General features: G+C 68.6%; 17 protein-coding genes and 2 pseudogenes. 3 read left to right on the top strand and 16 right to left on the bottom strand.

Translation table 11 applies throughout. The features are described from left to right. Positions 1-51 precede the first annotated feature (51 nt). The 3 genes from KY497_RS10775 to KY497_RS10765 form a co-directional block, all read right to left on the bottom strand. A complete protein-coding gene (locus KY497_RS10775) occupies positions 52-1,152 on the bottom strand; it encodes a branched-chain amino acid aminotransferase (protein WP_055873161.1) in 1,101 nt (366 codons plus the stop codon). Positions 1,153-1,212: 60 nt separating this feature from the next. After that, positions 1,213-2,256 (bottom strand): 3-isopropylmalate dehydrogenase, encoded by a 1,044-nt coding sequence (locus KY497_RS10770; RefSeq protein ID WP_219869020.1) that lies wholly within the window; start codon positions 2,254-2,256, stop codon positions 1,213-1,215. Positions 2,257-2,337: 81 nt separating this feature from the next. Continuing rightward, the gene (locus KY497_RS10765; RefSeq protein ID WP_141385947.1) at positions 2,338-3,873 is read right to left on the bottom strand and encodes an MFS transporter; all 1,536 of its coding nucleotides are present in this window, start codon (positions 3,871-3,873) and stop codon (positions 2,338-2,340) included. Positions 3,874-3,968: 95 nt separating this feature from the next. Here KY497_RS10765 and KY497_RS10760 point away from each other — a divergent pair, with 95 nt between their 5' ends. After that, positions 3,969-4,511, top strand: a complete 543-nt coding sequence (locus tag KY497_RS10760; protein WP_141385946.1) for a TetR/AcrR family transcriptional regulator — start codon at positions 3,969-3,971, stop codon at positions 4,509-4,511. A gap of 63 nt (positions 4,512-4,574) precedes the next feature. Here the strand turns inward: KY497_RS10760 and serA are convergent, their stop codons facing one another. From serA to KY497_RS10745, 3 genes are all read right to left on the bottom strand, one after another. Further along, positions 4,575-6,179: a phosphoglycerate dehydrogenase gene (gene serA / locus KY497_RS10755; RefSeq protein WP_219869019.1), complete on the bottom strand. Its 1,605-nt coding sequence runs from the start codon at positions 6,177-6,179 to the stop codon at positions 4,575-4,577. Positions 6,180-6,302: 123 nt separating this feature from the next. After that, positions 6,303-6,638: a hypothetical protein gene (locus KY497_RS10750; RefSeq protein ID WP_127482447.1), complete on the bottom strand. Its 336-nt coding sequence runs from the start codon at positions 6,636-6,638 to the stop codon at positions 6,303-6,305. Continuing rightward, positions 6,635-7,099 carry a hypothetical protein gene (locus tag KY497_RS10745; protein ID WP_167497379.1) on the bottom strand — a complete coding sequence of 155 codons (465 nt, stop codon included), beginning with the start codon at positions 7,097-7,099 and terminating at the stop codon, positions 6,635-6,637. The genes KY497_RS10750 and KY497_RS10745 overlap by 4 nt, the downstream gene beginning before the upstream one ends. Positions 7,100-7,183: 84 nt before the next feature. Between KY497_RS10745 and KY497_RS10740 the strand changes: the two genes are divergently transcribed. After that, positions 7,184-8,137, top strand: coding sequence for a hypothetical protein (locus KY497_RS10740; RefSeq protein ID WP_219869018.1), 954 nt, complete (start codon positions 7,184-7,186; stop codon positions 8,135-8,137). Positions 8,138-8,150: 13 nt separating this feature from the next. Here KY497_RS10740 and KY497_RS10735 read toward each other — a convergent pair whose 3' ends face one another. Beyond that, entirely contained in the window at positions 8,151-8,813 is a 663-nt protein-coding gene (locus tag KY497_RS10735; RefSeq protein WP_219869017.1) for a GntR family transcriptional regulator, read from the bottom strand. Positions 8,814-8,868: 55 nt separating this feature from the next. On the opposite strand from KY497_RS10735, the gene KY497_RS10730 reads away from it, so the two are divergent. Continuing rightward, complete coding sequence (locus tag KY497_RS10730; protein ID WP_258185666.1) at positions 8,869-11,721, top strand: FAD-binding and (Fe-S)-binding domain-containing protein; 2,853 nt, start codon at positions 8,869-8,871, stop codon at positions 11,719-11,721. Between the two features lie 75 nt (positions 11,722-11,796). Here the strand turns inward: KY497_RS10730 and KY497_RS10725 are convergent, their stop codons facing one another. From KY497_RS10725 to KY497_RS10690, 9 genes and pseudogenes are all read right to left on the bottom strand, one after another. Then, a complete protein-coding gene (locus KY497_RS10725; RefSeq protein ID WP_258185969.1) occupies positions 11,797-12,213 on the bottom strand; it encodes an alpha-L-fucosidase in 417 nt (138 codons plus the stop codon). 499 nt (positions 12,214-12,712) lie between these two features. Further along, positions 12,713-12,760, bottom strand: a pseudogene (locus KY497_RS16905) (hypothetical protein); the annotation flags it as partial. 154 nt (positions 12,761-12,914) lie between these two features. After that, a pseudogene (locus KY497_RS16900) lies at positions 12,915-13,229 on the bottom strand (alpha-L-fucosidase); the annotation flags it as partial. 139 nt (positions 13,230-13,368) lie between these two features. Further along, a complete protein-coding gene (gene ilvC, locus KY497_RS10715) occupies positions 13,369-14,397 on the bottom strand; it encodes a ketol-acid reductoisomerase (RefSeq protein ID WP_017830815.1) in 1,029 nt (342 codons plus the stop codon). Between the two features lie 79 nt (positions 14,398-14,476). After that, positions 14,477-14,986: an acetolactate synthase small subunit gene (gene ilvN / locus KY497_RS10710; protein WP_017830816.1), complete on the bottom strand. Its 510-nt coding sequence runs from the start codon at positions 14,984-14,986 to the stop codon at positions 14,477-14,479. Positions 14,987-14,989: 3 nt separating this feature from the next. Continuing rightward, positions 14,990-16,792 carry an acetolactate synthase large subunit gene (locus KY497_RS10705; RefSeq protein WP_219869016.1) on the bottom strand — a complete coding sequence of 601 codons (1,803 nt, stop codon included), beginning with the start codon at positions 16,790-16,792 and terminating at the stop codon, positions 14,990-14,992. Between the two features lie 51 nt (positions 16,793-16,843). After that, positions 16,844-18,562 carry a dihydroxy-acid dehydratase gene (gene ilvD, locus KY497_RS10700; protein WP_017830818.1) on the bottom strand — a complete coding sequence of 573 codons (1,719 nt, stop codon included), beginning with the start codon at positions 18,560-18,562 and terminating at the stop codon, positions 16,844-16,846. A 9-nt stretch (positions 18,563-18,571) separates the two neighbouring features. Then, positions 18,572-19,369, bottom strand: coding sequence for a trehalose-phosphatase (otsB, locus tag KY497_RS10695; RefSeq protein WP_219869015.1), 798 nt, complete (start codon positions 19,367-19,369; stop codon positions 18,572-18,574). Positions 19,370-19,419: 50 nt separating this feature from the next. After that, the gene (locus KY497_RS10690; RefSeq protein WP_219869014.1) at positions 19,420-20,832 is read right to left on the bottom strand and encodes a trehalose-6-phosphate synthase; all 1,413 of its coding nucleotides are present in this window, start codon (positions 20,830-20,832) and stop codon (positions 19,420-19,422) included. Positions 20,833-20,892 lie beyond the last annotated feature (60 nt).

Raw genomic sequence — 20,892 nt, 5'->3', positions numbered from 1 at the left:
GAAACACAGAGTAGGTCTCGGCGGGGAACGTGGGTCTCGGCAACTGGAAACTCAGGCGTCGAGGCGCAGCAGCCAGCCGTGTTTGTCCTCACGGCGGCCGTACTGGATGTCGGTGAGCTCCTCGCGCAGCGAGAGCGCGAGCTCGCCCAGCGGCTGCGGCTCGTCGAACCCGTCGCCCACGAGAGCGCCGATCGGGGTGACGACGGCGGCCGTGCCGCAGGCGAACACCTCAACGATGTCGCCCGACGCGACACCCTCGCGCCACTCGTCGATCGAGATCGGCCGCTTCTCCACCGTGTAGCCGCGGTCTTCCGCCAGCTGTAGCAGCGAGTCGCGGGTGATGCCCTCGAGGATGCTGTCGGACTCGGGGGTGACGACGCGCCCGTCCTTGAAGACGAAGACGACGTTCATACCGCCGAGCTCCTCGACGTTGCGCTTCTCGTCGAGGAACACGACCTGGTCGCAGCCCTTGGCACTGGCCTCGCTCTGCGCGAGCAGGCTCGATGCATAGTTGCCGCCGGTCTTGGCCTTGCCGGTGCCGCCCTTGCCGGCGCGAGCGTACTCCTCGGAGAGCCAGATGCGCACCGGCTTCACTCCACCGGAGAAGTAGGCACCTGCGGGGCTGGCGATCACGTAGTACGCGACCTTCTGCGCGGCGCGGACGCCCAGGAACGCCTCCTTGGCGAACATGAACGGACGCAGGTAGAGGCTCTGGTCGGCACCCGTGGGCACCCAGCGTCCGTCGACGGCGATGAGCTCGCGCAGCGACTGGATGAAGTACTCGGTCGGAAGCTCGGGCAGCGCGAGGCGGCGGGCGCTGGCCTGCAGGCGCGCGGCGTTGCGGTCAGGGCGGAACGTGTGGATCGAGCCGTCGGCGTGACGGTAGGCCTTGATGCCCTCGAAGATCTCCTGCGCGTAGTGCAGCACGGACGCTGCGGGGTCGAGCGGGATCGGGCCGTACGGCTGCACGCGCGGACGGTGCCAGCCGCCCTTGGCCGACCAGCAGATGTCGACCATGTGATCGGTGAAGACCACGCCGAAGCCCGGGTTCTCCAGCACCTCGGCCAGCCGTGCGGGCGACGCTGCGGTCAGGTTCTTCGTGACGGCGAACTCCAGGGGAGCCACGGTCGCCTCGGCATCGATGGTCGTCATCTCATCATCCATTCCTCGTGGGTGGGCGCATCCTCGCTCCCGTTCAGCCTACGCCTGCAGTCAGAGGCGTGCAGTGATCGCGGAGCCGATCTCCGCCGTCGTGCGAGCCGCGGTGCGGGCGGCGATGTCGGCCTCGACCGCCGCGCTCACACGTGCGGATTCCTCGGTGAGGCCGAGGTGGTCCAGCAGCAGCGCGATCGAGAGGATCGCAGCGGTGGGATCGGCCTTCTGCTGCCCCGCGATGTCGGGTGCCGAGCCGTGCACGGGCTCGAACATCGACGGGAAGGCGCCATCGGGGTTGATGTTCCCCGACGCGGCGAGACCGATGCCGCCCGTGACGGCACCAGCGAGGTCGGTGAGGATGTCGCCGAACAGGTTGTCGGTCACGATCACGTCGAAGCGCGAGGGATCGGTGACCAGGAAGATCGTGGCGGCATCGACGTGCAGGTAGTCGACGACGACGTCGGGGTGCTCGGCTGCCACCTCGTTCACGATGCGCTGCCAGATGGCCCCCGCGTGCACGAGCACATTGGTCTTGTGCACGAGCGTGACCTTCTTGCGGCGGCGCTCGGCGAGATCGAACGCGTAGCGCACCACGCGCTCCACGCCGAAGGCGGTGTTCACCGAGGTCTCGTTCGCGACCTCCTGCCGTGTCCCCTCGCGGATCGCGCCGCCGTTGCCGACGTACGGCCCCTCCGTGCCTTCACGCACCACGACGAAGTCGATCTCACCCGGGTCGGACAGCGGGCCCGGGGCGCCGGCGAAGAGCTTGGACGGCCGCAGATTCACGTAGTGGTCGAGCGTGAAGCGCAGCTTGAGGAGCAGACCGCGCTCGATGTTGGCGTCCTTGAGACGCGGGTCGCCCGGCTTTCCGCCGACCGCGCCCAGCAGGATCGCGTCGTTCGCGGCGATCGCGGCGAGGTCGTCATCGGTGAGGGTCTCCCCCGTGTCGAGGAAACGGCCGGCACCGAGCGAGAAGCGGGTCTTGTCGAAGACCACTCCGCTGTCGGCGGTGACGGCGTCGAGCACCTTCTCCGCCTCGGCGATGACCTCGGGACCGATGCCGTCACCGGGGATGACGGCCAGCTTCACGACACGCGACATGAGACTCCTTGCGCACTGCACGGGGATGGACCGGCCCACGCCCGCCGCGGGGCGAACGAGCCGGTCCTCCCAGCGTACTGGTCAGTGCGAGGGGGCTTTGCGCAGTGTGACGGCGGCGATCACGCCTGCGACGACCACGAGCCCCGCACCGATGAGCGACGTCACCATCACGCCGGAGCCGAACGCCGAGGCTGCGGCATCCCACAACGCGGTCCCGAGTTGATCGGGCAGCTCCTGAGCGGCGGTGTAGGCACCGGCGAGCGTCTCGCCCGCCGCATGCGCGACGTCGGCAGGCAGCCCCTCCGGAAGCACGAGCGCCCCGCGGTAGAAGGCGGTGATGATGCCGCCAAGGACGGCCGTGCCCAGCACGGCGCCCAGTTCGTACGCGGTCTCGGACACGGCACTCGCCGCCCCCGCCTTGGCCGCGGGAGCGCTCGACAGGATCAGCTCGTTGGAGATCGTCTCCGCCGCGCCGATGCCGATACCGAGCACCACGAACGCCACCACGAGCGGCAGGACACCGTGCTCATGCGTCGTGAACGCCACGATGAGGTATCCGGCCACCGAGAACGCCAGCCCGGCGGGGATGACGATGTGCGGAGGCACCCGACGCGAGACCGGCACGACCGAGAGCCCGGCGACGATCATCGCGAGCATGCCGGGGACCAGCGCGAAACCGGCCATCATCGGTGACAGCCCGAGGACGAGCTGCAGGTGCTGCGACACGAAGTAGAGGAAGCCGACGAGTGCGACGACACTGAGCAGGTTCACCAGGATCGCCCCGGAGAACGAACCGCGACGGAACAGCGCCATGTCGAGCATCGGGCTCTTCACCCGCAGCTGGCGACGGACGAACAGGTAGCCCATCCCGAAGCCGAGCAGTGCCCACGCGCCGGCCGTGAGGCTCGGGCCGTCCACCGCCAGGGACTTGATCGCGTAGACCACCGGGATCATGGTCGCCATCGACAGCGCGATGCTGATCAGGTCGATCCGACCCGGGTTCGGGTCACGGCTCTCCGGGACCAGCAGCGGCGCGGCGATGAGCAACGGGATGAGCACGGGAACGGCGATCAGGAAGACCGATCCCCAGGCGAAGTGCTCGAGGAGGATGCCGCCCACGATCGGGCCCAGCGCCGACCCGGCGGAGAACGCCGAGGCCCACACCGCGATGGCCATGCGGCGCTGGTCGCGGTTCTGGAAGATCGAACGCAGGAGGGAGAGCGTCGACGGCATCAGCATGGCGCCGAAGAAGCCCAGGAGCGCGCGGGCGGCGATGAGCAGCCCGGCGGTCGGTGCGAACGCCGCGAGGGCGGAGACCGCGGCGAAGCCGGTCGCTCCGATCAGCAGCATCCGGCGTCGACCGAAGCGGTCGCCCAGCGTGCCCATCGTGACGAGGAGTCCGGCGAGCACCAGGGGGTACACGTCGATGATCCACAGCTGCTCCGCGCCCGTGGGGGCGAGCGCGATGGAGATCTCGGGGAGCGCGAAGCTCAGCACCGTGTTGTCCACCGAGACCAGCAGCACCGGCAGCATGAGGACGACGAGCGCCGCCCAGCCGCGGGCTCCGACGCGGGGAGCATCCGTCTCTGTCGTCGGGATCGACGCAGTACGGGTCATGGAACACCTCTCAGGATCGTGATCGCACGGTTAGTGAACCGTCCGGATGGTATAGTAACAGAATTCCCTCCCTTCCCCTGTGCAGAGGATCCACGATGCCCCGACCTCCCCTCGCCCGCGAGAAGGTGCTCGACGCCTTCGAAGCGATCCTCATCGAAGAGGGAGAGCGCGCCGCCACTCTCGAAGCCACCGCCAAGGCGGCCGGCGTCTCGAAGGGCGGATTGCTGTACCACTTCGGGTCGAAGGATGAGCTCGAGGCCGGGCTCGTCGAGCGGCTGGACCGCCTCACGACCCTCGACCTCGAGCGCATGACAACTGCCGACGAGGGCCCCGTCGCCTACTACGTGCGCACCTCGGTGATGGAGGACGACGCGCTCGATCGGGTGCTGATCGCCACGACCCGCCTCGCACAGGGCGGCTCGATCCCCGCGGCGGACATGCTCCGCGACACGAGGCGTCGCTGGGCGGAGACCATTCGCCCGCACGTGCGCGACAGTGCGAGCCTCGATCTCGTGATGCTCGTCAGCGACGGGCTCTACTTCAACAACTCGCTCGATGTGCACGGACCGGAGCGACTGGTCCCTCGCAGCGATGAACTCCGTGAGCTGATCGCACTGGTGCTGAAGGCGACGGCCTGAACCCGTCGAAACGCGAAGGAGGGCGGGAGCATCGCGCTCCCGCCCTCCTTCGTCTGTCGCCGATCAGACCTCGGTGATCTCGATCTGGCGGAAGAGGTCGGCGTCGATCGCGGCGCTCACGTCTTCGAGCAGCTCCTCCGACACGGGCGAGTCGAGCGTCAGCACGCTGAGCGCCTGCGCGCCGGCCGCCTGACGGGCGATCTGCATGCCCGCGATGTTGATGCCGGCTTCGCCGAACTTCTGGCCGTAGACGGCCACGATGCCGGGACGGTCGGTGTAGAGCATCACGACATGGTTCTTCTCGATCGGCAGCTCGAGGGTGTGGTCGTTGATGCCGACCAGCTTCTCGGTCTGCTTCGGACCGGTCAGCGTTCCGGAGACCGAGAGCTGCGAGCCGTCGGAGAGGGCACCGCTGAGCGTGATCACGTTGCGGTGCTCGTCGCTCACATCGTCCTTGAGCAGACGCACCGCGATGCCGCGCTGCTCGGCGAGCAGCGGAGCGTTCACGTACGAGACGGTCTCGCTGACGATGTTCGTGAAGACGCCCTTGAGCGCCGCGAGCTTCAGCACGCTCACGTCGTAGTCGTTCAGCTCACCGTGCACCTCGACGTCGAGGCTGGTGAGCGGCGAGGTCGCGAGCGCTGCGAAGATCTGTCCGAGCTTCTCGACGAGCGAGATGCCGGGGCGCACGTAGGGATCGATCACACCACCGGCGACGTTCACCGCGTCCGGCACCAGATCGCCGCCGAGCGCGAGGCGCACGGACTTCGCGACCGAGACGCCCGCCTTCTCCTGCGCCTCTTCCGTGCTGGCACCGAGGTGCGGGGTGACGACGACGTTGGGAAGGTCCAGGAGCGGGCGGGCGGTGCCCCCCTCTGCCGGGGGCTCGGAGGTGAAGACGTCGAGGCCGGCACCCGCGATCTCGCCCGCGACGAGAGCCGCGTGCAGCGCCTCCTCGTCGATGAGCCCACCGCGCGCCACGTTGACCACGAAGGCGGTCGGCTTCATGGCCTTGAACTGCTCGGCGCCGATCATGCCCGTCGTCTCAGGCGTCTTGGGCATGTGGATGGTCAGGAAGTCGGACTCGGCCACGAGCTCGTCGAGCGAGAGCAGCTGCACGCCCAGCTGCTGGGCACGTGCCGAGGTGACGTAAGGGTCGTAGGCGACGACGCGCATGTCGAACGCCGCGAGTCGGGCGGCGACGAGGGCACCGATGCGGCCGAGGCCGACGATGCCGACGGTCTTCTCGAACAGTTCGGCGCCGGTGAACGAGCTGCGCTTCCACGCGCCGGCGGACAGCGAGGCGTGCGCGGCGGGAATACGGCGAGCGAGGCTGAGGATGTGGCCGACCGTGAGCTCGGCGGCCGAGACGATGTTCGAGGTCGGCGCGTTCACGACCATGACACCGGCCGCGGTGGCGGCCTTGATGTCGACGTTGTCGAGGCCCACGCCCGCGCGGGCGACGACCTTCAGCTTCGGGGCGTGAGTCAGAGCCTCCTCGTCGATGCGGGTCGCCGAGCGGACCAGCACGGCGTCCGCGTCCGCGAGCGCCGCGAACAGCGCCTCCCGGTCGGTGCCGTCGACGTCGCGGACGTCGAAGTCGGGACCGAGAGCGTCGATCGTGGCGGGAGAGAGTACTTCGGCGATAAGCACGACAGGCTTCGGCACAGTGGATCCTTCGGGGCAGCGCGGCAGGGGCCGATGCGCCGCACACCATGGGGGCGCGATCGCGTCAACTCTACCGGAGCGGACGCGGGCCTCCGTGCCGTATGACGCGGCAGGACAGGCGGCTCAGGCGCTGGGCATGGTGAGGCTCAGCGCGATGAGACTCATCCAGAACACCGCGACCACACCGAGTCCTGCGAGGAAGACGAGCGCGAGCTCGCCCACTCGCCGCCGCCGACCGATCACATACGCGAAGGCGAACACGATGGCGGGGAAAGCGACGCCGAACAACAGGGTCGCCCACCCGCCGCCGGTCAGTCCGGTCTGCGCCATCGTGATCAGATGCGCCACGGCATTCCAGACGGCGTAGGCGTAGAAGAGTCCCGCCAGGCCGATGACGAGCCCGACGAGCCAGCGCGGAGAACCCGCAGACACCTGCGCTTCGGTCGACGACGTGGTCATGATCCGATCACCCCCACGGTGACGAAGGGCCAGGGAACGAGCAGCACGACTCCCGCGAGCAGCACGGCGACGCGGATCCACGCCGCCCTCCCCCGCGTAAGCACCCAGCTCGCCAGGAACCACAGTGCGGGCGCGGCGATCGCGAGGACGAACCACGGCAGGAACATCACGTCGGAGACCAGGAACGACGCCAGCGGCTGAAGTCGCAGCCCGCCGACGATCCAGCCGATCGTGTAGAGGAGGTACACCCCGCCGACCACTCCGACCAGGAGCAGCATCGGCGTGCTCAAGCCGACCGGCTCGTCGACGGGCGCAGGCGTCACGGTGCCGTCGTCCTCGATCGTTCCCACGTCGTCGCTGCCCTTGCCGACGGCGTTCCAGCCGTGCGGGAGAGCGCGCTCCTTCGGCGTCTGGGCCTCGTCGCCGTCCCAGTTGAGGGCGTCGTCGGAATCGGAAGTCATGTCCCCAGCGTAGGACACCAGGTCCACTAGGATCGGGGTTGCCTTGAGCCGGAACGGCGGGCACCGGAGGGGAAAGGGAACACCGTGGCTGCGAGCGAGAACGCCCAGAGCGACAACACCGACACCGGCGTCGCACGGTCCGCGAAGAGCGCAGCCGCAGAGCCGCCCGCCGGCTGGGTCCCCACTCCCGAAGCCAAGGTCAGGGCCACGCGTTTCCGTTGGATCGCCGGCATCCTCTGGGCGATCGCGATCGTCGGCGAGGGCGTCGGCATCTTCTGGCTCCTGCCTCAGCGCGTGTTCGTCGGCGAGGACGGCGAACTCCTCCGCAACCCCGACACCGGCCTGCTCGAAGAGCAGGGCGTCACCGCGACGTTCCCGCAGTGGGCGTTCATCGCCCTCCTCGTGCTGCTCGTCGTGATCGCAGCCCTGTCGATCACCGGCTCGGTGCTGTGGAAGAAGGCGAACCGCCTCGACCCCGCGCGCAAGGCGGACAAGACGCGATTCTTCGTGCAGAACCAGCTCGGCGCGATCATCGCGGTCGTCGCGTTCCTCCCTCTAGTCATCCTGATCTTCCTCAACAAGGACATGGACAAGGGCCAGAAGACCACCGCCGGAATCGTCGGCGTGGTCCTCGCGGCACTGGCCGTCTTCATCGGCGTCGACTTCACGCCGCCCTCCGTCGAGCAGTACACCGCCGACCAGTCCGCCGTGATCCAGCTCCTGGGCAAGGACGAGGTCGTCTGGGTCGACGGCGGCAAGGTCTATCACGTCTGCGATGAGGTCTCGGCCATCCAGACCGGGAGCGAGATCCGCACCGGAACGACCGCTCAGGCCGTCGAGGCCGGGAAGATCCGTCTGACACTGCAGTTCGCTTCCGAGCTGCGCGCGTGCGATCTTCCGGTGCCGGAGAACGACGAGGCGATCGCAGAGGCCCTGCGCGCGATCCAGGCCGGCCAGGTCGACACGGTGCTCCCCGCCCCGGTGTGGGCTGACCCCGCCGAGGCGCCCATCGTGGTCGAGGAAGCACCGGCCGAGTGACGACGGCTCGACGCTAGTCCGCGTCGAGCGCCTCCACGAGCCGCTCCTCCGCCGACGACAGATGCGCATCGAGGAGGGCGGCGGCGCGCTCCCCGTCTCCCGAGGCGACGGCAGCGAGGATGTCGGCGTGTTGAGCCGCGATGGCCGCCGCGTCGAGAAGGTGGCGCCCCTGCACCTGCGCCATGCACAACCGCACCTCGTCGAGGACGCTGCGGTACATGCGTCCGGTGCGCTCGCTGTCGAGCGCATCGATGAGAGCGGTGTGGAACCGCAGGTCCGGATCCACGGTCGCCCGGTCGGGGCCGGGGGGCATCGCGAGGATCTCCGCATTCGCCTCGAGCGCGGCACGCGGAACCGTCCTGGTCACGGCGAGGTCGCGAAGTGCGGCGCTCTCGAGGCGGGTCCTGGTCCGGTAGACGTCGCGCACGGCCTCGGGATCGATCCCGACCACACGCGCGCTCCGATGCGCAGTACGCACCAGGAGCCCGCTCGCCACGAGCTGCTCGATCGCCGCCTTCGCGCTCGGGCGGGCGACGCCGAACGACTGTGACACCGCGGCTTCCGTGAGCGGATCTCCCGAACGGAACTCGCCGCTGAGGATACGACCGCGCAGCTGGGCCGTCACCGCATCCACGACGCCGACGACTCCCAGCGGTGTCTCCGGTGTGCTGGTCATCCGGTCAGCCTATCGAAGCCGCACCATGTCGGTACACTTGTCAGACAATCTTCCGATGAAGCAGAGGAGCACCGTGACGACCACCCTCGCCGAGCCGCTGGATCCCACACTGCTGGGTTCCACGACACAGGTCCACTCGCGCTCCATCGATCGTTTCGCCCGCGCTCATGATGCCTCGCACTACCTGCTGATCCCCGACGCCGTGCTCTCCCCCGCGGATGCCGAGGGCGTCGCCCGCGCCTTCGGCGCCGTCCGCGCCGCCGGACGCACCATGACGTTCCGCTCCGGGGGTACCAGCCTGTCCGGGCAGAGCGTGAGCGGCGACATCCTCGTCGACACACGCAGCAACTTCCGCGACATCCGCGTGGAGGACGACGGTGCCATGGTGCGCGTCGGACCCGGCGCGACCGTGCGCCAGGTCAACACCAGGCTCACGCGGTATCGCCGCAAGCTCGGCCCCGACCCGGCGAGCGAGATCGCCTGCACGATCGGCGGAGTCGTCGCGAACAACTCCAGCGGCATGGCGTGCGGTATCACCGAGAACTCGTACCAGACCATCGAGTCGATGACGATCGTGCTGCCGAGCGGGACGATCCTCGACACGGGTCGCCCGGATGCGAACGAGGTGCTGCGCGCGGCAGAGCCCGCGATCGCCGACGGCCTTCTCGATCTGCGGGCACGTCTGCTCGCCTCGCCCGAGCACGTCGCGTTCCTCCGCCAGCAGTTCTCGATGAAGAACACCATGGGCTACGGCCTGAACGCCCTGCTCGACTTCGACGATCCGGTGCGCATCCTCGAGCACCTCATCATCGGATCCGAGGGCACGCTCGCGTTCGTGGCCGAGGCCCGTTTCCGCACGATCGAGGTGCGCCCCTCGATCGCCACCGGTCTGCTGGTGTTCGAGACGCTCTCCGCGGCCATGACCGCTCTTCCCGACCTGACCCGGCTCGGTCTCGCCACCATCGAGCTGATGGATGCCGCGTCGCTGCGCGTCGCGCAGGGGCTGAGCGACGTCCCGGCGGCCATCGCCGAGATCGAGGTCCGCGGACACGCCGCTCTCCTGGTCGAGGTCCACGCCGCCGACGCGGAGGCCCTCGTCGAGGCGAGCGCTGCGGCCCAGACGCACTTCGAGGCACTGCCGCTGGCGGTGGCGCCCCGCCTCACCACGGATGCGAGCGAGCGCGCCGCGCTGTGGCACGTGCGAAAAGGCCTCTACACCGCTGTGGCGGGTGCGCGTCCCTCCGGCACGACCGCGCTTCTGGAGGACATCGTGGTGCCGGTGCCACGACTTCTGCACACCTGCGAGCGCCTGATCGAGCTGTTCGCCGCGCACGGCTACGAGGGCTCGGTGATCTTCGGGCACGCCAAGGACGGCAACATCCATTTCCTGCTCAACGAGCGCTTCGACGATCCCGACAGCGTCGCGCGCTACCGGCGCTTCACCGACGACCTGGTCGACCTCGTGCTCTCCCAGCAGGGATCCCTGAAGGCCGAGCACGGCACCGGACGCATCATGGCGCCGTTCGTGCGACGCCAGTACGGTGACGAACTCACCGACATGATGTGGGAGATCAAGCATCTGCTCGACCCCGACCGCATCCTGAACCCCGGAGTGGTCCTCTCCGATGACCCCGATTCGTACCTGCACGACCTGAAGCGGGTGCCGACGGTCGAGAAGGAAGTCGACCGCTGCGTCGAATGCGGCTACTGCGAGCCGACCTGTCCGAGCAAGAGCATCACCCTCACGCCGCGGCAGCGCATCGTGATCCGCCGCGACATGGCGTGGGCCGAGGAGCAGGGCGACACCGAACTGCTCCGCGATCTGCAGAAGGACTACGACTACGACGGCGTGCAGACCTGCGCGGTCGACGGCATGTGCGGTGTGGCGTGCCCTGTCGACATCAACACCGGTGACCTCGTGCGCCGGCTCAGGGCAGAGCAGTCGAATGCGCTCGAGGGAGCCGTGTGGGGCACCGCGGCCAAGCATTGGAGCACGGTCACCCGCGCCGGAGCTGTCGCGCTCACCGTCGCCGATGCGCTGCCCGCTCCGCTCGTGCGCGGAGTGACGCACCTCGGCCGGGCGGTGCTCGGCGCCGACACCGTGCCCCTCTACGACGGCGGACTCCCCCACGGCGGCTCGAAGCCACCGCGCCCTGTGTCACCGGCCGATGCGCAGGCGGTCTTCTTCGGCGCCTGCATCGGCACCATGTTCGGCGCGGAAGGCGAGGGCCAGGGCTCTCGGGACGCGCTGCGCGAGCTGCTCGACCGCGCAGGCATCCCCGTCGTGATCCCGGAGGAGAACGGCGGCCTCTGCTGCGGCACCCCATGGAAGTCGAAGGGCCACCTCGACGGTTATGCGCTCATGTCGGACCGGGTGCTCGACTCGCTCTGGGAGGCCAGCCGCCACGGCGAGCTTCCCGTGGTGTGCGACGCCGCGTCGTGCACCGAGGGTCTGGATGTGATGCTCGCCCAGTCCGTCGCGAAGAACCCGCGCTACGCCGGGCTTCGCATCGAGGATGCCACGACGTTCGTGGCCCGTGAGGTGCTCCCCCGGCTGAGCGTGTCGGCGAAGCTCCCCACCGTCGCGGTGCATCCGACCTGCTCCACGACCGCGCTCGGAGCGACAGGGGCGCTGACGGCGATCGCCGGGGCCGTCGCCGATGACGTGTTCATTCCCGAGGGCTGGGGCTGCTGCGCCTTCGCGGGAGATCGCGGCATGCTGCATCCGGAACTCACCGCCAGTGCGACCGCCCAGGAGTCCGCGGAGATCGCCGAGGCCGAGAGCGCACGCGGCGGCTTCGATGCGTTCGTCTCGGCGAATCGCACGTGCGAGATCGGCATGACCCGCGCCACCGGCCGGCCGTACCGCCACGTGATCGAGGTGCTCGAGGAGCTCACCCGCCCCTGAGTGCCGGCGAACACAGCGAGGGCCCTCCCGAATCGTCTTCGGGAGGGCCCTCGCCTCGTCGCGGTCCGATCCGTCTCAGCCTGCGGACAGGACCGCGACAGCCTCCTCGCGCAGCCCGGCCGGGATCACCGCGACCGTCTGGTCGTGCGCCTGCCTCTCGACCACGCTGCCGTCGGTCCAGCGCAGGTCGGAGCCCAGGAGCTCCTCGGTCAGCTCGAGCGTGCCCGTGCTCGGGTCGAGGGCGTGCACGTGCACGGTCGCCCCGGTGGTCGTGTACCGACGCGGGGCGCCGGTGCGCTCCCCCATGCGGATCCACGGACGTGTGCCGTAGATCGCGTCGCCGTTCACCTCCAGCCACGTGCCCAGCTCGCGCATCGCGCGACGCTGCAGCTCGGGGATCGAGCCGTCGGCCGCTGGGCCCACGTTGATCAGCAGGTTGCCGTTCTTCGCCACGACGTCGACGAGCAGGCGGATCAGGGCCGCGCCCGACAGCGAGTGCCGCTCGTCCTCCGCCTGGTTGAAGCCGAACGAGAAGCCGAGGCCGCGTCTCGAGCCATGAACCGTCGTTGAGCAGTCGCGCGTAGGAGACCTTGCCGGCGAGTTCCGGAAGATGCACGAAGCCCATCGGCCAGCTGAACAGACTCAGGTAGAGGCGGTTCCCGCTGCGTGTGTACACGCCCTCGCGCGGCGGAGTGAATGCCGCATGCCCGGCGCCGACCACGGCGCCACGGTGCAGGCGCATCCACTCACCGATCTCCCCCAGCGTCTGCGCATCGCGGGGGGCGATCGCCCCGCGTCCGTCCGGGCCGATGTTCAACAGCATGTTGCCACCCATCGAGACCGAGTCGACCAGCATCTGCACGAGCATGGTGGGGGACTTCTGATCGGTGTTGTCGCGGTGATAGCCCCACGACCCGTTGAGCGTCTGGCAGGCCTCCCAGGTCAGCGGCACGCCGTCACGCACGATCGGCGAGGTCGGCTGGTACTGCTCGGGGGTAACGAAGTCGGCCGGAATGCCCAGACGGTCGTTGACGAGCATGTTCGGCTGCAGCTCCCGGCACAGCGCGAGCAGCGCGGTGGCGTCCCAGTCGTCGGGTCCCTTGCCCGTTGAGCTCGGCGGCGCCCTCGTCATCGCGGCGCGGGTGGTTCCAGTCCACGGTGAAGTCGGGGTGATGCCAGTCGATGACCGAGTGGTAGAGCCCGACCTTGAGCCCCTCGGCCCGCAGCGCCTCCACGTACTCGCGCACGAGGTCGCGTCCGGTGTTCGCCACCGACGTGTAGTCGGTCAGCTTCGAGCCCCAGAGGCAGAAGCCGTCGTGGTGCTTCGTGGTGAGCACCACGTATCCCATGCCCGTCTCCTTCGCGGTGCGGGCGAGGGCCGCGGCGTCGAAGAGATCCGGGTCGAAGTGCTCGAAATACTGCCGGTAGTCCTCGTCGGTGAGGCGTTCGTAGTTCTGGACCCACTCGTGCCTGGCGGCGCCGCTGTAGAGGCCGAAGTGGACGAACATGCCGAACCGAGCCCGGTCAAACCATTCCTGTCGCATGTCTCCCATCCCGGCATAGACATCGGATGTTTGCGCCTTGGGGTTCATCAGAAAACGAAGAACGGGCGCCCCCGAGGGGACGCCCGTTCTTTCGAGAATCGAATCAGCGAGCAGCGCTGCCGTCGACGTAGTCCTCGTCCTGCTGCTTCCATGCGAAGAGCGAACGCAGCTCCTTGCCGGTGACCTCGATCGGGTGCTGCTCCTCCTTGGCGCGCAGCGCCAGGAACTCCTCGGCACCGTTGTCCTGGTCGTCGATGAAGCGCTTCGCGAAGGCGCCGGACTGGATGTCGGCCAGCACACCCTTCATGCTCTCCTTGACGCGCTCGTCGATGACGCGCGGACCCGAGACGTAGTCGCCGAACTCGGCGGTGTCGGAGATCGACCAGCGCTGCTTGGCGATGCCGCCCTCCCACATCAGGTCGACGATCAGCTTGAGCTCGTGCAGAACCTCGAAGTACGCGATCTGCGGCTGGTAGCCCGCCTCGGTCAGGGTCTCGAAGCCGGCCTGCACCAGGTGGCTCACGCCGCCGCAGAGAACAGCCTGCTCACCGAACAGGTCGGTCTCGGTCTCTTCGGTGAAGGTGGTCTTGATGACACCGGCGCGGGTGCCACCGATGGCCTTCGCGTAGGAGAGCGCCAGGTCCCAGGCCTTGCCCGATGCGTCGCGCTCGACGGCGATGATGTCGGGGATGCCGCGGCCGGCGACGAACTCGCGACGGACCGTGTGGCCGGGAGCCTTCGGGGCGACCAGGATCACGTCGACGCCCTCGGGAGCGTCGATGTAGCCGAAGCGGATGTTGAAGCCGTGCGCGAAGGCGAGCGTCTTGCCGGCCGTGAGGTTCGGCGCGATCGACTCGCTGTAGATCGTGCGCTGGTGCTGGTCCGGCGCGAGGATCATGATGACGTCGGCCCACTCGGTGGCTTCGGCGACGGTCTTCACCGGGAAGCCGGCCTCCTCGGCCTTGGCGGCCGACTTGGAGCCCTCCTTGAGGGCGATCGCGACCTCGACACCCGAGTCGCGCAGGTTCTGCGCGTGGGCGTGGCCCTGCGAGCCGTAGCCGACGATCGCGACCTTCTTGCCCTGGATCAGGGACAGGTCTGCATCGGCGTCGTAGAAGATCTCGGTGCTCACTTTGTGTTTCTCCTTGTTCTTTGCGTTTCGTCTGGCTTCGCGTACTCGATGAGCGGCGAAAACTCGGTACTCAGGTTGGTCAGCCGCGCAGGACGCGCTCGGTGATGCTCTTGCCGCCACGGCCGATCGCGAGAAGACCCGACTGCGCGATCTCCTTGATCCCGAAGGGCTCGAGCGCGCGCAGCATGGCGTCGACCTTGCCCTTGTCGCCGGTCACCTCGATCACGAGGGCGTCGGAGGCGTAGTCGACCACCGAGGCGCGGAAGAGGTTCACGACCTCGATCACGTTCGATCGCGTGGCGTTGTCGGTGCGCACCTTCACGAGCATGTGCTCGCGCTGCACCGACGTGGCGAAGTCGAGCTCGACGATCTTGATCACGTTGATCAGCTTGTTGAGCTGCTTGGTGACCTGCTCGAGCGGGAGCTCGTCGACGTCGACGACGACGGTGATGCGGGAGATCCCCGGCACCTCCGTCACGCCGACGGCGAGGGAGTCGATGTTGAAGCCGCGGCGGGCGAAGAGCCCCGCGACACGGGTCAGCAGGCCGGGGGTGTTCTCCACCAGCAGGCTCAGCACGTGGGTCGACATGGATCAGTCCTCCTCGTCGAATGCGGGCGCGTGCTCGCGGGCGTACTGGACATAGCTGTTGCTGACTCCCTGCGGCACCATCGGCCACACCATGGAGTCGGCGCACACGACGAAGTCGATCACCACGGGGCGGTCGTTCGTCTCTAGCGCGAGCTGGATGGCGGCGTCGACCTCCTCCTCCTTCTCCACGCGGATCGCGAGGCAGCCGTAGGCCTCGGCGAGCTTGACGAAGTCGGGGATGCGGATCGTGCCGTGACCGGTGTTGAGGTCGGTGTTCGAGTGACGACCGTCGTAGAACAGCGTCTGCCACTGCCGCACCATGCCCAGCGACGAGTTGTTGATGATCGCGACCTTGATCGGGATGTTGTTGATCGTGCAGGTCGCGAGCTCCTGATTGGTCATCTGGAAGCAGCCGTCGCCGTCGATCGCCCAGACCGGACGCTCGGGCTGCGCCACCTTGGCCCCCATCGCTGCGGGAACCGAGTAACCCATCGTGCCGGCGCCGCCGGAGTTCAACCAGGCGTTCGGACGCTCGTACTTGATGAACTGCGCCGCCCACATCTGGTGCTGGCCGACGCCCGAGGCGAAGATGCCCTCGGGGCCGGTGAGCTCGCCGATCCGCTGGATCACGTACTGCGGGGCGAGGAGGCCGTCCGTGGTCGGCGCGTAGCCGAGCGGGAACTCGGTGCGCAGACCGTCGAGGTACGACCACCACTCGTCGATGTCGGGCTTGGTGCCTGCAGTCGCTCCGCGGAAGGCCGCATCGAGATCGGTGAGCACGTCGCGCACATCGCCGACGATCGGCACATCGGCTGTGCGGATCTTGGAGATCTCAGCCGGGTCGATGTCGACGTGGACGACCTTCGCGTTCGGCGCGAACAGTGCCGCCTTGCCCGTGACACGGTCGTCGAACCGTGCGCCGAGCGACACGAGCAGGTCGGCCTCCTGCAGCGCCAGCACCGCGGGAACCGTGCCGTGCATGCCCGGCATGCCGAGGTGCTGCGGGTGAGAGTCGGGGAACGCGCCGCGCGCCATCAGCGTCGTGACGACCGGTGCACCGGTGGACTCCGCGAGCTCGAGGAGCTCCGCCGACGCCTTGCCGCGGATCACGCCACCGCCGACATACAGCACCGGCTTCTTGGCCTCGGCGAGCAGCGTTGCCGCGGCCTGGATCTGCTTGCCGTGCGCCTTCGTCACCGGACGGTAGCCGGGGAGGTCGATCTTAGGCGGCCACACGAACGGGGCGGTCGCCTGCTGCGCGTCCTTCGTGATGTCGACCAGCACAGGACCGGGGCGTCCGGTACCGGCGATCTCGTAGGCCGCAGCGATCGCACCGGGGATCTCGGACGCATCCTTCACCAGGAACGAGTGCTTGGTGATCGGCATCGTGATGCCCACGATGTCGGCCTCCTGGAACGCGTCCGTCCCCATCAGCGTCGAGAACACCTGGCCGGTGATGGCGAGCATGGGTACCGAGTCCATGTACGCGTCGGCGATCGCGGTGACGAGGTTGGTCGCACCGGGGCCGGAGGTGGCGATGCACACGCCCACCTTGCCGGATGCCGACGCGTAACCCTCGGCCGCGTGACCGGCGCCCTGCTCGTGCCGCACCAGGATGTGGCGGAGCTCGGAGGCGTCCATCAGCGGATCGTAGACCGGGAGGATCGCGCCGCCGGGAAGACCGAACACGTCGGTCACGCCGAGGAGCTCGAGCGCGCGGACCACGGCCTCCGCACCGGTGATCTCCGGCGCAGAGGATTGACGGGCGGGCGGCCTCGGCACGGCCGGGGCGGAATCAGCAGTCATGAGTTTCCTTCTGATGATCTGTGCAGGACGCCGGATGCCGGAGCGTCCGGGTCAGCCGGTGGTCGCGCCCTCGGCGGCGGACCGCACGAGGCGCGAGTACTTGGCAAGAACGCCTCGGGTGTAGCGCGGGGGAAGCGGCTCCCAGCCAGAACGGCGGGAGGCGAGCTCTGCCTCGTCGACGAGTAGATCGAGAGAGCGAGCTGCGATATCGACCCGTATCAGATCACCATCGCGCACGAAGGCGATAGGACCTGCGTCCACCGCTTCGGGTGCTATGTGGCCGATGCACAGGCCGGTTGTGCCGCCTGAGAATCGTCCGTCAGTCAAGAGTAGTACATCTTTTCCGAGCCCAGCGCCCTTGATGGCCGCCGTGATGGCGAGCATCTCGCGCATGCCCGGTCCGCCCTTGGGGCCCTCGTAGCGGATCACGATGACGGTGCCGGGCTCGATCTCCCCCTCGGCGACGGCGTCCATCGCGGCACGCTCGCGCTCGAAGACGCGGGCGGGACCCTCGAAGACGGCCGCATCGAAGCCGGCGGTCTTGACGACGGCACCCTCGGGAGCGAGCGAGCCGTGCAGGATCGTGAGGCCGCCCGTGGCGTGGATCGGGTTGTCGAACGTGTGGATGACCTCGCCGTCGATCGGCTGCGGGTCGAGGTCGGCGAGGTTCTCGGCGAGCGTCTTGCCCGTGACTGTGAGCGCGTCGCCGTGCAGCAGTCCCTCGTCGAGCATCGCCTTCATGATCACGGGGATGCCGCCGTGACGGTCGACGTCGTTCATGACGTACTTGCCGAAGGGCTTCATGTCGGCGACGTGCGGAACCTTGTCGCCGATGCGGTTGAAGTCGTGCAGGCTCAGCTCGACCTCGGCCTCGCGGGCGATCGCGAGCAAGTGCAGGACGACGTTCGTGGAGCCGCCGAGGGCCATCGCGAGGGCGATCGCGTTCTCGAACGCCTCTTTGGTGAGGATGTCGCGGGTCGTGATGCCCTGACGGAGCAGGTTCACGACGGCCTCGCCCGAGCGGTGAGCGTAGTAGTCGCGACGGCGGTCCGCTGCGGGCGGAGCCGCCGAGCCCGGGAGGCTGAGACCGAGGGCCTCCGCGACCGAAGCCATGGTGTTGGCGGTGTACATGCCGCCGCACGCGCCCTCACCCGGAGCGATGGCGCACTCGATGCGCTTCAGGTCCTCCTCGCTCATGAGGCCGGCGCGACACGCACCCACGGCCTCGAACGAGTCGATGATCGTGACGTCCTTCTCGGTGCCGTCCGAGAGCTTGACCCAGCCCGGAGCGATCGATCCGGCGTACAGGAACACACTCGACAGGTCGAGGCGCGCACTGGCCATGAGCATGCCGGGGATGGACTTGTCGCACCCGGCCAGGAGCACCGAGCCGTCGAGGCGCTCTGCCATCATCACGGTCTCGACCGAGTCGGCGATGACCTCGCGCGACACGAGCGAGAAGTGCATCCCCTCGTGGCCCATCGAGATGCCGTCGGAGACCGAGATGGTGCCGAACTGCAGCGGGTAGCCGCCGCCCGAATGCACACCCTCCTTCGCCCCCTGCGCGAGCCGGTCGAGGCTCAGGTTGCAGGGAGTGATCTCGTTCCAACTCGAGGCGATGCCGATCTGCGGCTTGTCCCAGTCGGCGTCGCCCATGCCGACGGCACGGAGCATGCCGCGGGAGGTCGTGGCCTCGATGCCGTCGGTGACGACGCGGCTGCGGGGCTTGATGTCGATGGGCGCGCTGCTGGCGGGATCATGCGAGGACATGACGGAAGTCTATTGCCGTGCGGAGGTGCGTTCGTCCGCCAACGCCTCCAGAAGCTCGGCGATCTGTTGTGGAGTGTCCACACGCAGGGTCGCCACGCTCTCCCCCGGCCCCACGCGCACGCCAAGGTCACCCGGCTCCAGCACGCGCATCGCGTCCTCGTCTGTCACGTCATCGCCGGCGAACAGGATGCCGGTCGCATCGAACCGGTCGCGGAGGGCCGCCATCGCGGCATCCTTGCCCTCGGTCCGCGAGGAGAACTCGAGCACCCGGTGACCGGAGCGGCGCCTCCAGTGCGGGAAGCGCTCGGCCACGAGGGCGTCGATCTCGGCGAAGACGCGCTGCTCGGTCTCGGCATCGGCGCGACGGGTGTGCACACCCATGCCGAAGGTCTTGGGCTCGAACTCGGCACCGTCGTAGCGTTCGATGATCGGCTGGGCCGCCGCCCAGAGCTCTTCGCGCGCACCGTCTTCTGTCGCCTCGCCCGGAGCGTCGACGTCGCCTTCGCCCGGGAACCAGTACTGCGCGCCGTGCGAACCTGCCAGGGCGATCGCGGAGTCGTCGGAGTGCTCGGTGATGACGCGGAGATCGTGCATGCTGCGTCCGGAGACGTAGGCGACGACCGTGTCAGGTAGTGCTGCAAGACGATCGACCTGGACGGCGACCTCGGGGAGCGCCCGCGCCGCCATCGGGTCGGCGACCAGCGGAGAGGCTGTGCCGTCGAAGTCGAGGGCGACCACCAGCCGCGGCGTGGCGGCCAGGGCCTTGAGGTCGTCGTCAGCGGTTCCGGGGATCCAGGGGCGCGTCATGGATGCTCCAATCACAGGGGTCGTGCTTGTGGGTTCGGTGTCGCGGGTGCTCAGCGGCCGCATACCTCGGAGAGGGCCTTCAGGAACGACGACGACCAGGCGTTCACGTCGTTGTCGAGCACACGTCGGCGAAGCGACCGCATGCGGCGACCCTGCTCGGCGGGCGGCATCTCCACCGCCGTCATGATCGCGTCCTTGAGCCCCTCGATGTCGTGCGGGTTGACCCGGACGGCCTGGCGCAGCTCATCCGCCGCGCCGGTGAACTCGCTCAGCACGAGCACGCCGCGGTCGTCGACGCGGGTGGCGACGTACTCCTTAGCGACCAGGTTCATGCCGTCGCGCAGAGCGGTGACGAGCATCACGTCTGCGGCCAGATACAGCGCGACCATCTCCTCGCGCGGGTATCCCTGGTGGAGGTATCGGATCGCGGAGTGCCCCATGGTGTCGGTGTCGCCGTTGATGCGGCTGACGGCGAGCTCGATCTCGTCACGCAGGTGCACATAGGCGTCCACACGCTCGCGACTGGGGCTGGCGACCTGCACGAGCGTCACGTCCTCGACCTTGAGCCGCCCCTCGGCGAGGAGCTCACCGTACGCCTTGATGCGGTGGCGGATGCCCTTGGTGTAGTCGAGCCGGTCGACCCCGAGCAGGATGCGCTTCGGATTGCCGAGGCTCGCGCGGATCTCCGCCGCCCTCGCACGCACGTCCTCGCGGGCGGCGAGCTCGAGGTAGGGAGTGGTGTCGATGGAGATGGGGAACGCCCGCGCCATCGCGGTGCGCGTGCCCTCGCCCTCCCCCTCGGGCACGGCGACGTGCGGACCTTTGACCTCGTAGCGCAGTCGGCGGCGCACGGCGGTGAGGAAGTACGTGGCATCCTGCGCGCGCTGGAAGCCGATCACGTCGGCACCGAGCAGGCCGCGCAGGACCTGATCACGCCAGGGCAGCTGCGCGTACAAACCGTGCGCGGGGAACGGGATGTGGTGGAAGTACCCGATCGTGACGTCGGGGCGCAGCTCACGCACCATCTGCGGCACGAGCTGCAGCTGGTAGTCGTGCACCCAGACCGTGCCCTCCGGCGCCGCAGCAGCAGCCGCCGCCTCGGCGAAACGGCGATTCACGGTGACGTAGGCGTCCCACCACTCGCGGTGGTACTGCGGCGGTGCGATCACATCGTGGTAGAGGGGCCAGATGGTGTCGTTCGCGAAGCCCTCGTAGTACTCGGCGACCTCTTGGGCGCTCAGGGCGACCGGGATGAGATCGATGCCGTCGGCCTCGAAGGGCGCGAGCTCCAGGTCGGCCTGACCGGCCCAGCCGACCCAGGCGCCGTGCACGCTGCGCATCATCGGCTCGAGGGCCGCGACGAGGCCGCCGGGGGATGTGCGCCACGCCTCCTCTCCATCGGGGCCCACCACGCGGTCCACGGGCAGGCGGTTGGCGACGACGACGAAATCTGCTGCGGCCACGAGGGCTCCTCCCGGGGGTTTCCTCCAGGCTATCGAGGAACCTCGATTTCCGCGGATCGA

Origin of the sequence: Microbacterium sp. PAMC22086, assembly GCF_019443525.1 — a bacterium.
In the GTDB taxonomy this organism is placed as follows: domain Bacteria; phylum Actinomycetota; class Actinomycetes; order Actinomycetales; family Microbacteriaceae; genus Microbacterium; species Microbacterium maritypicum.
This window is presented reverse-complemented; position numbering and strand designations above follow the sequence as displayed.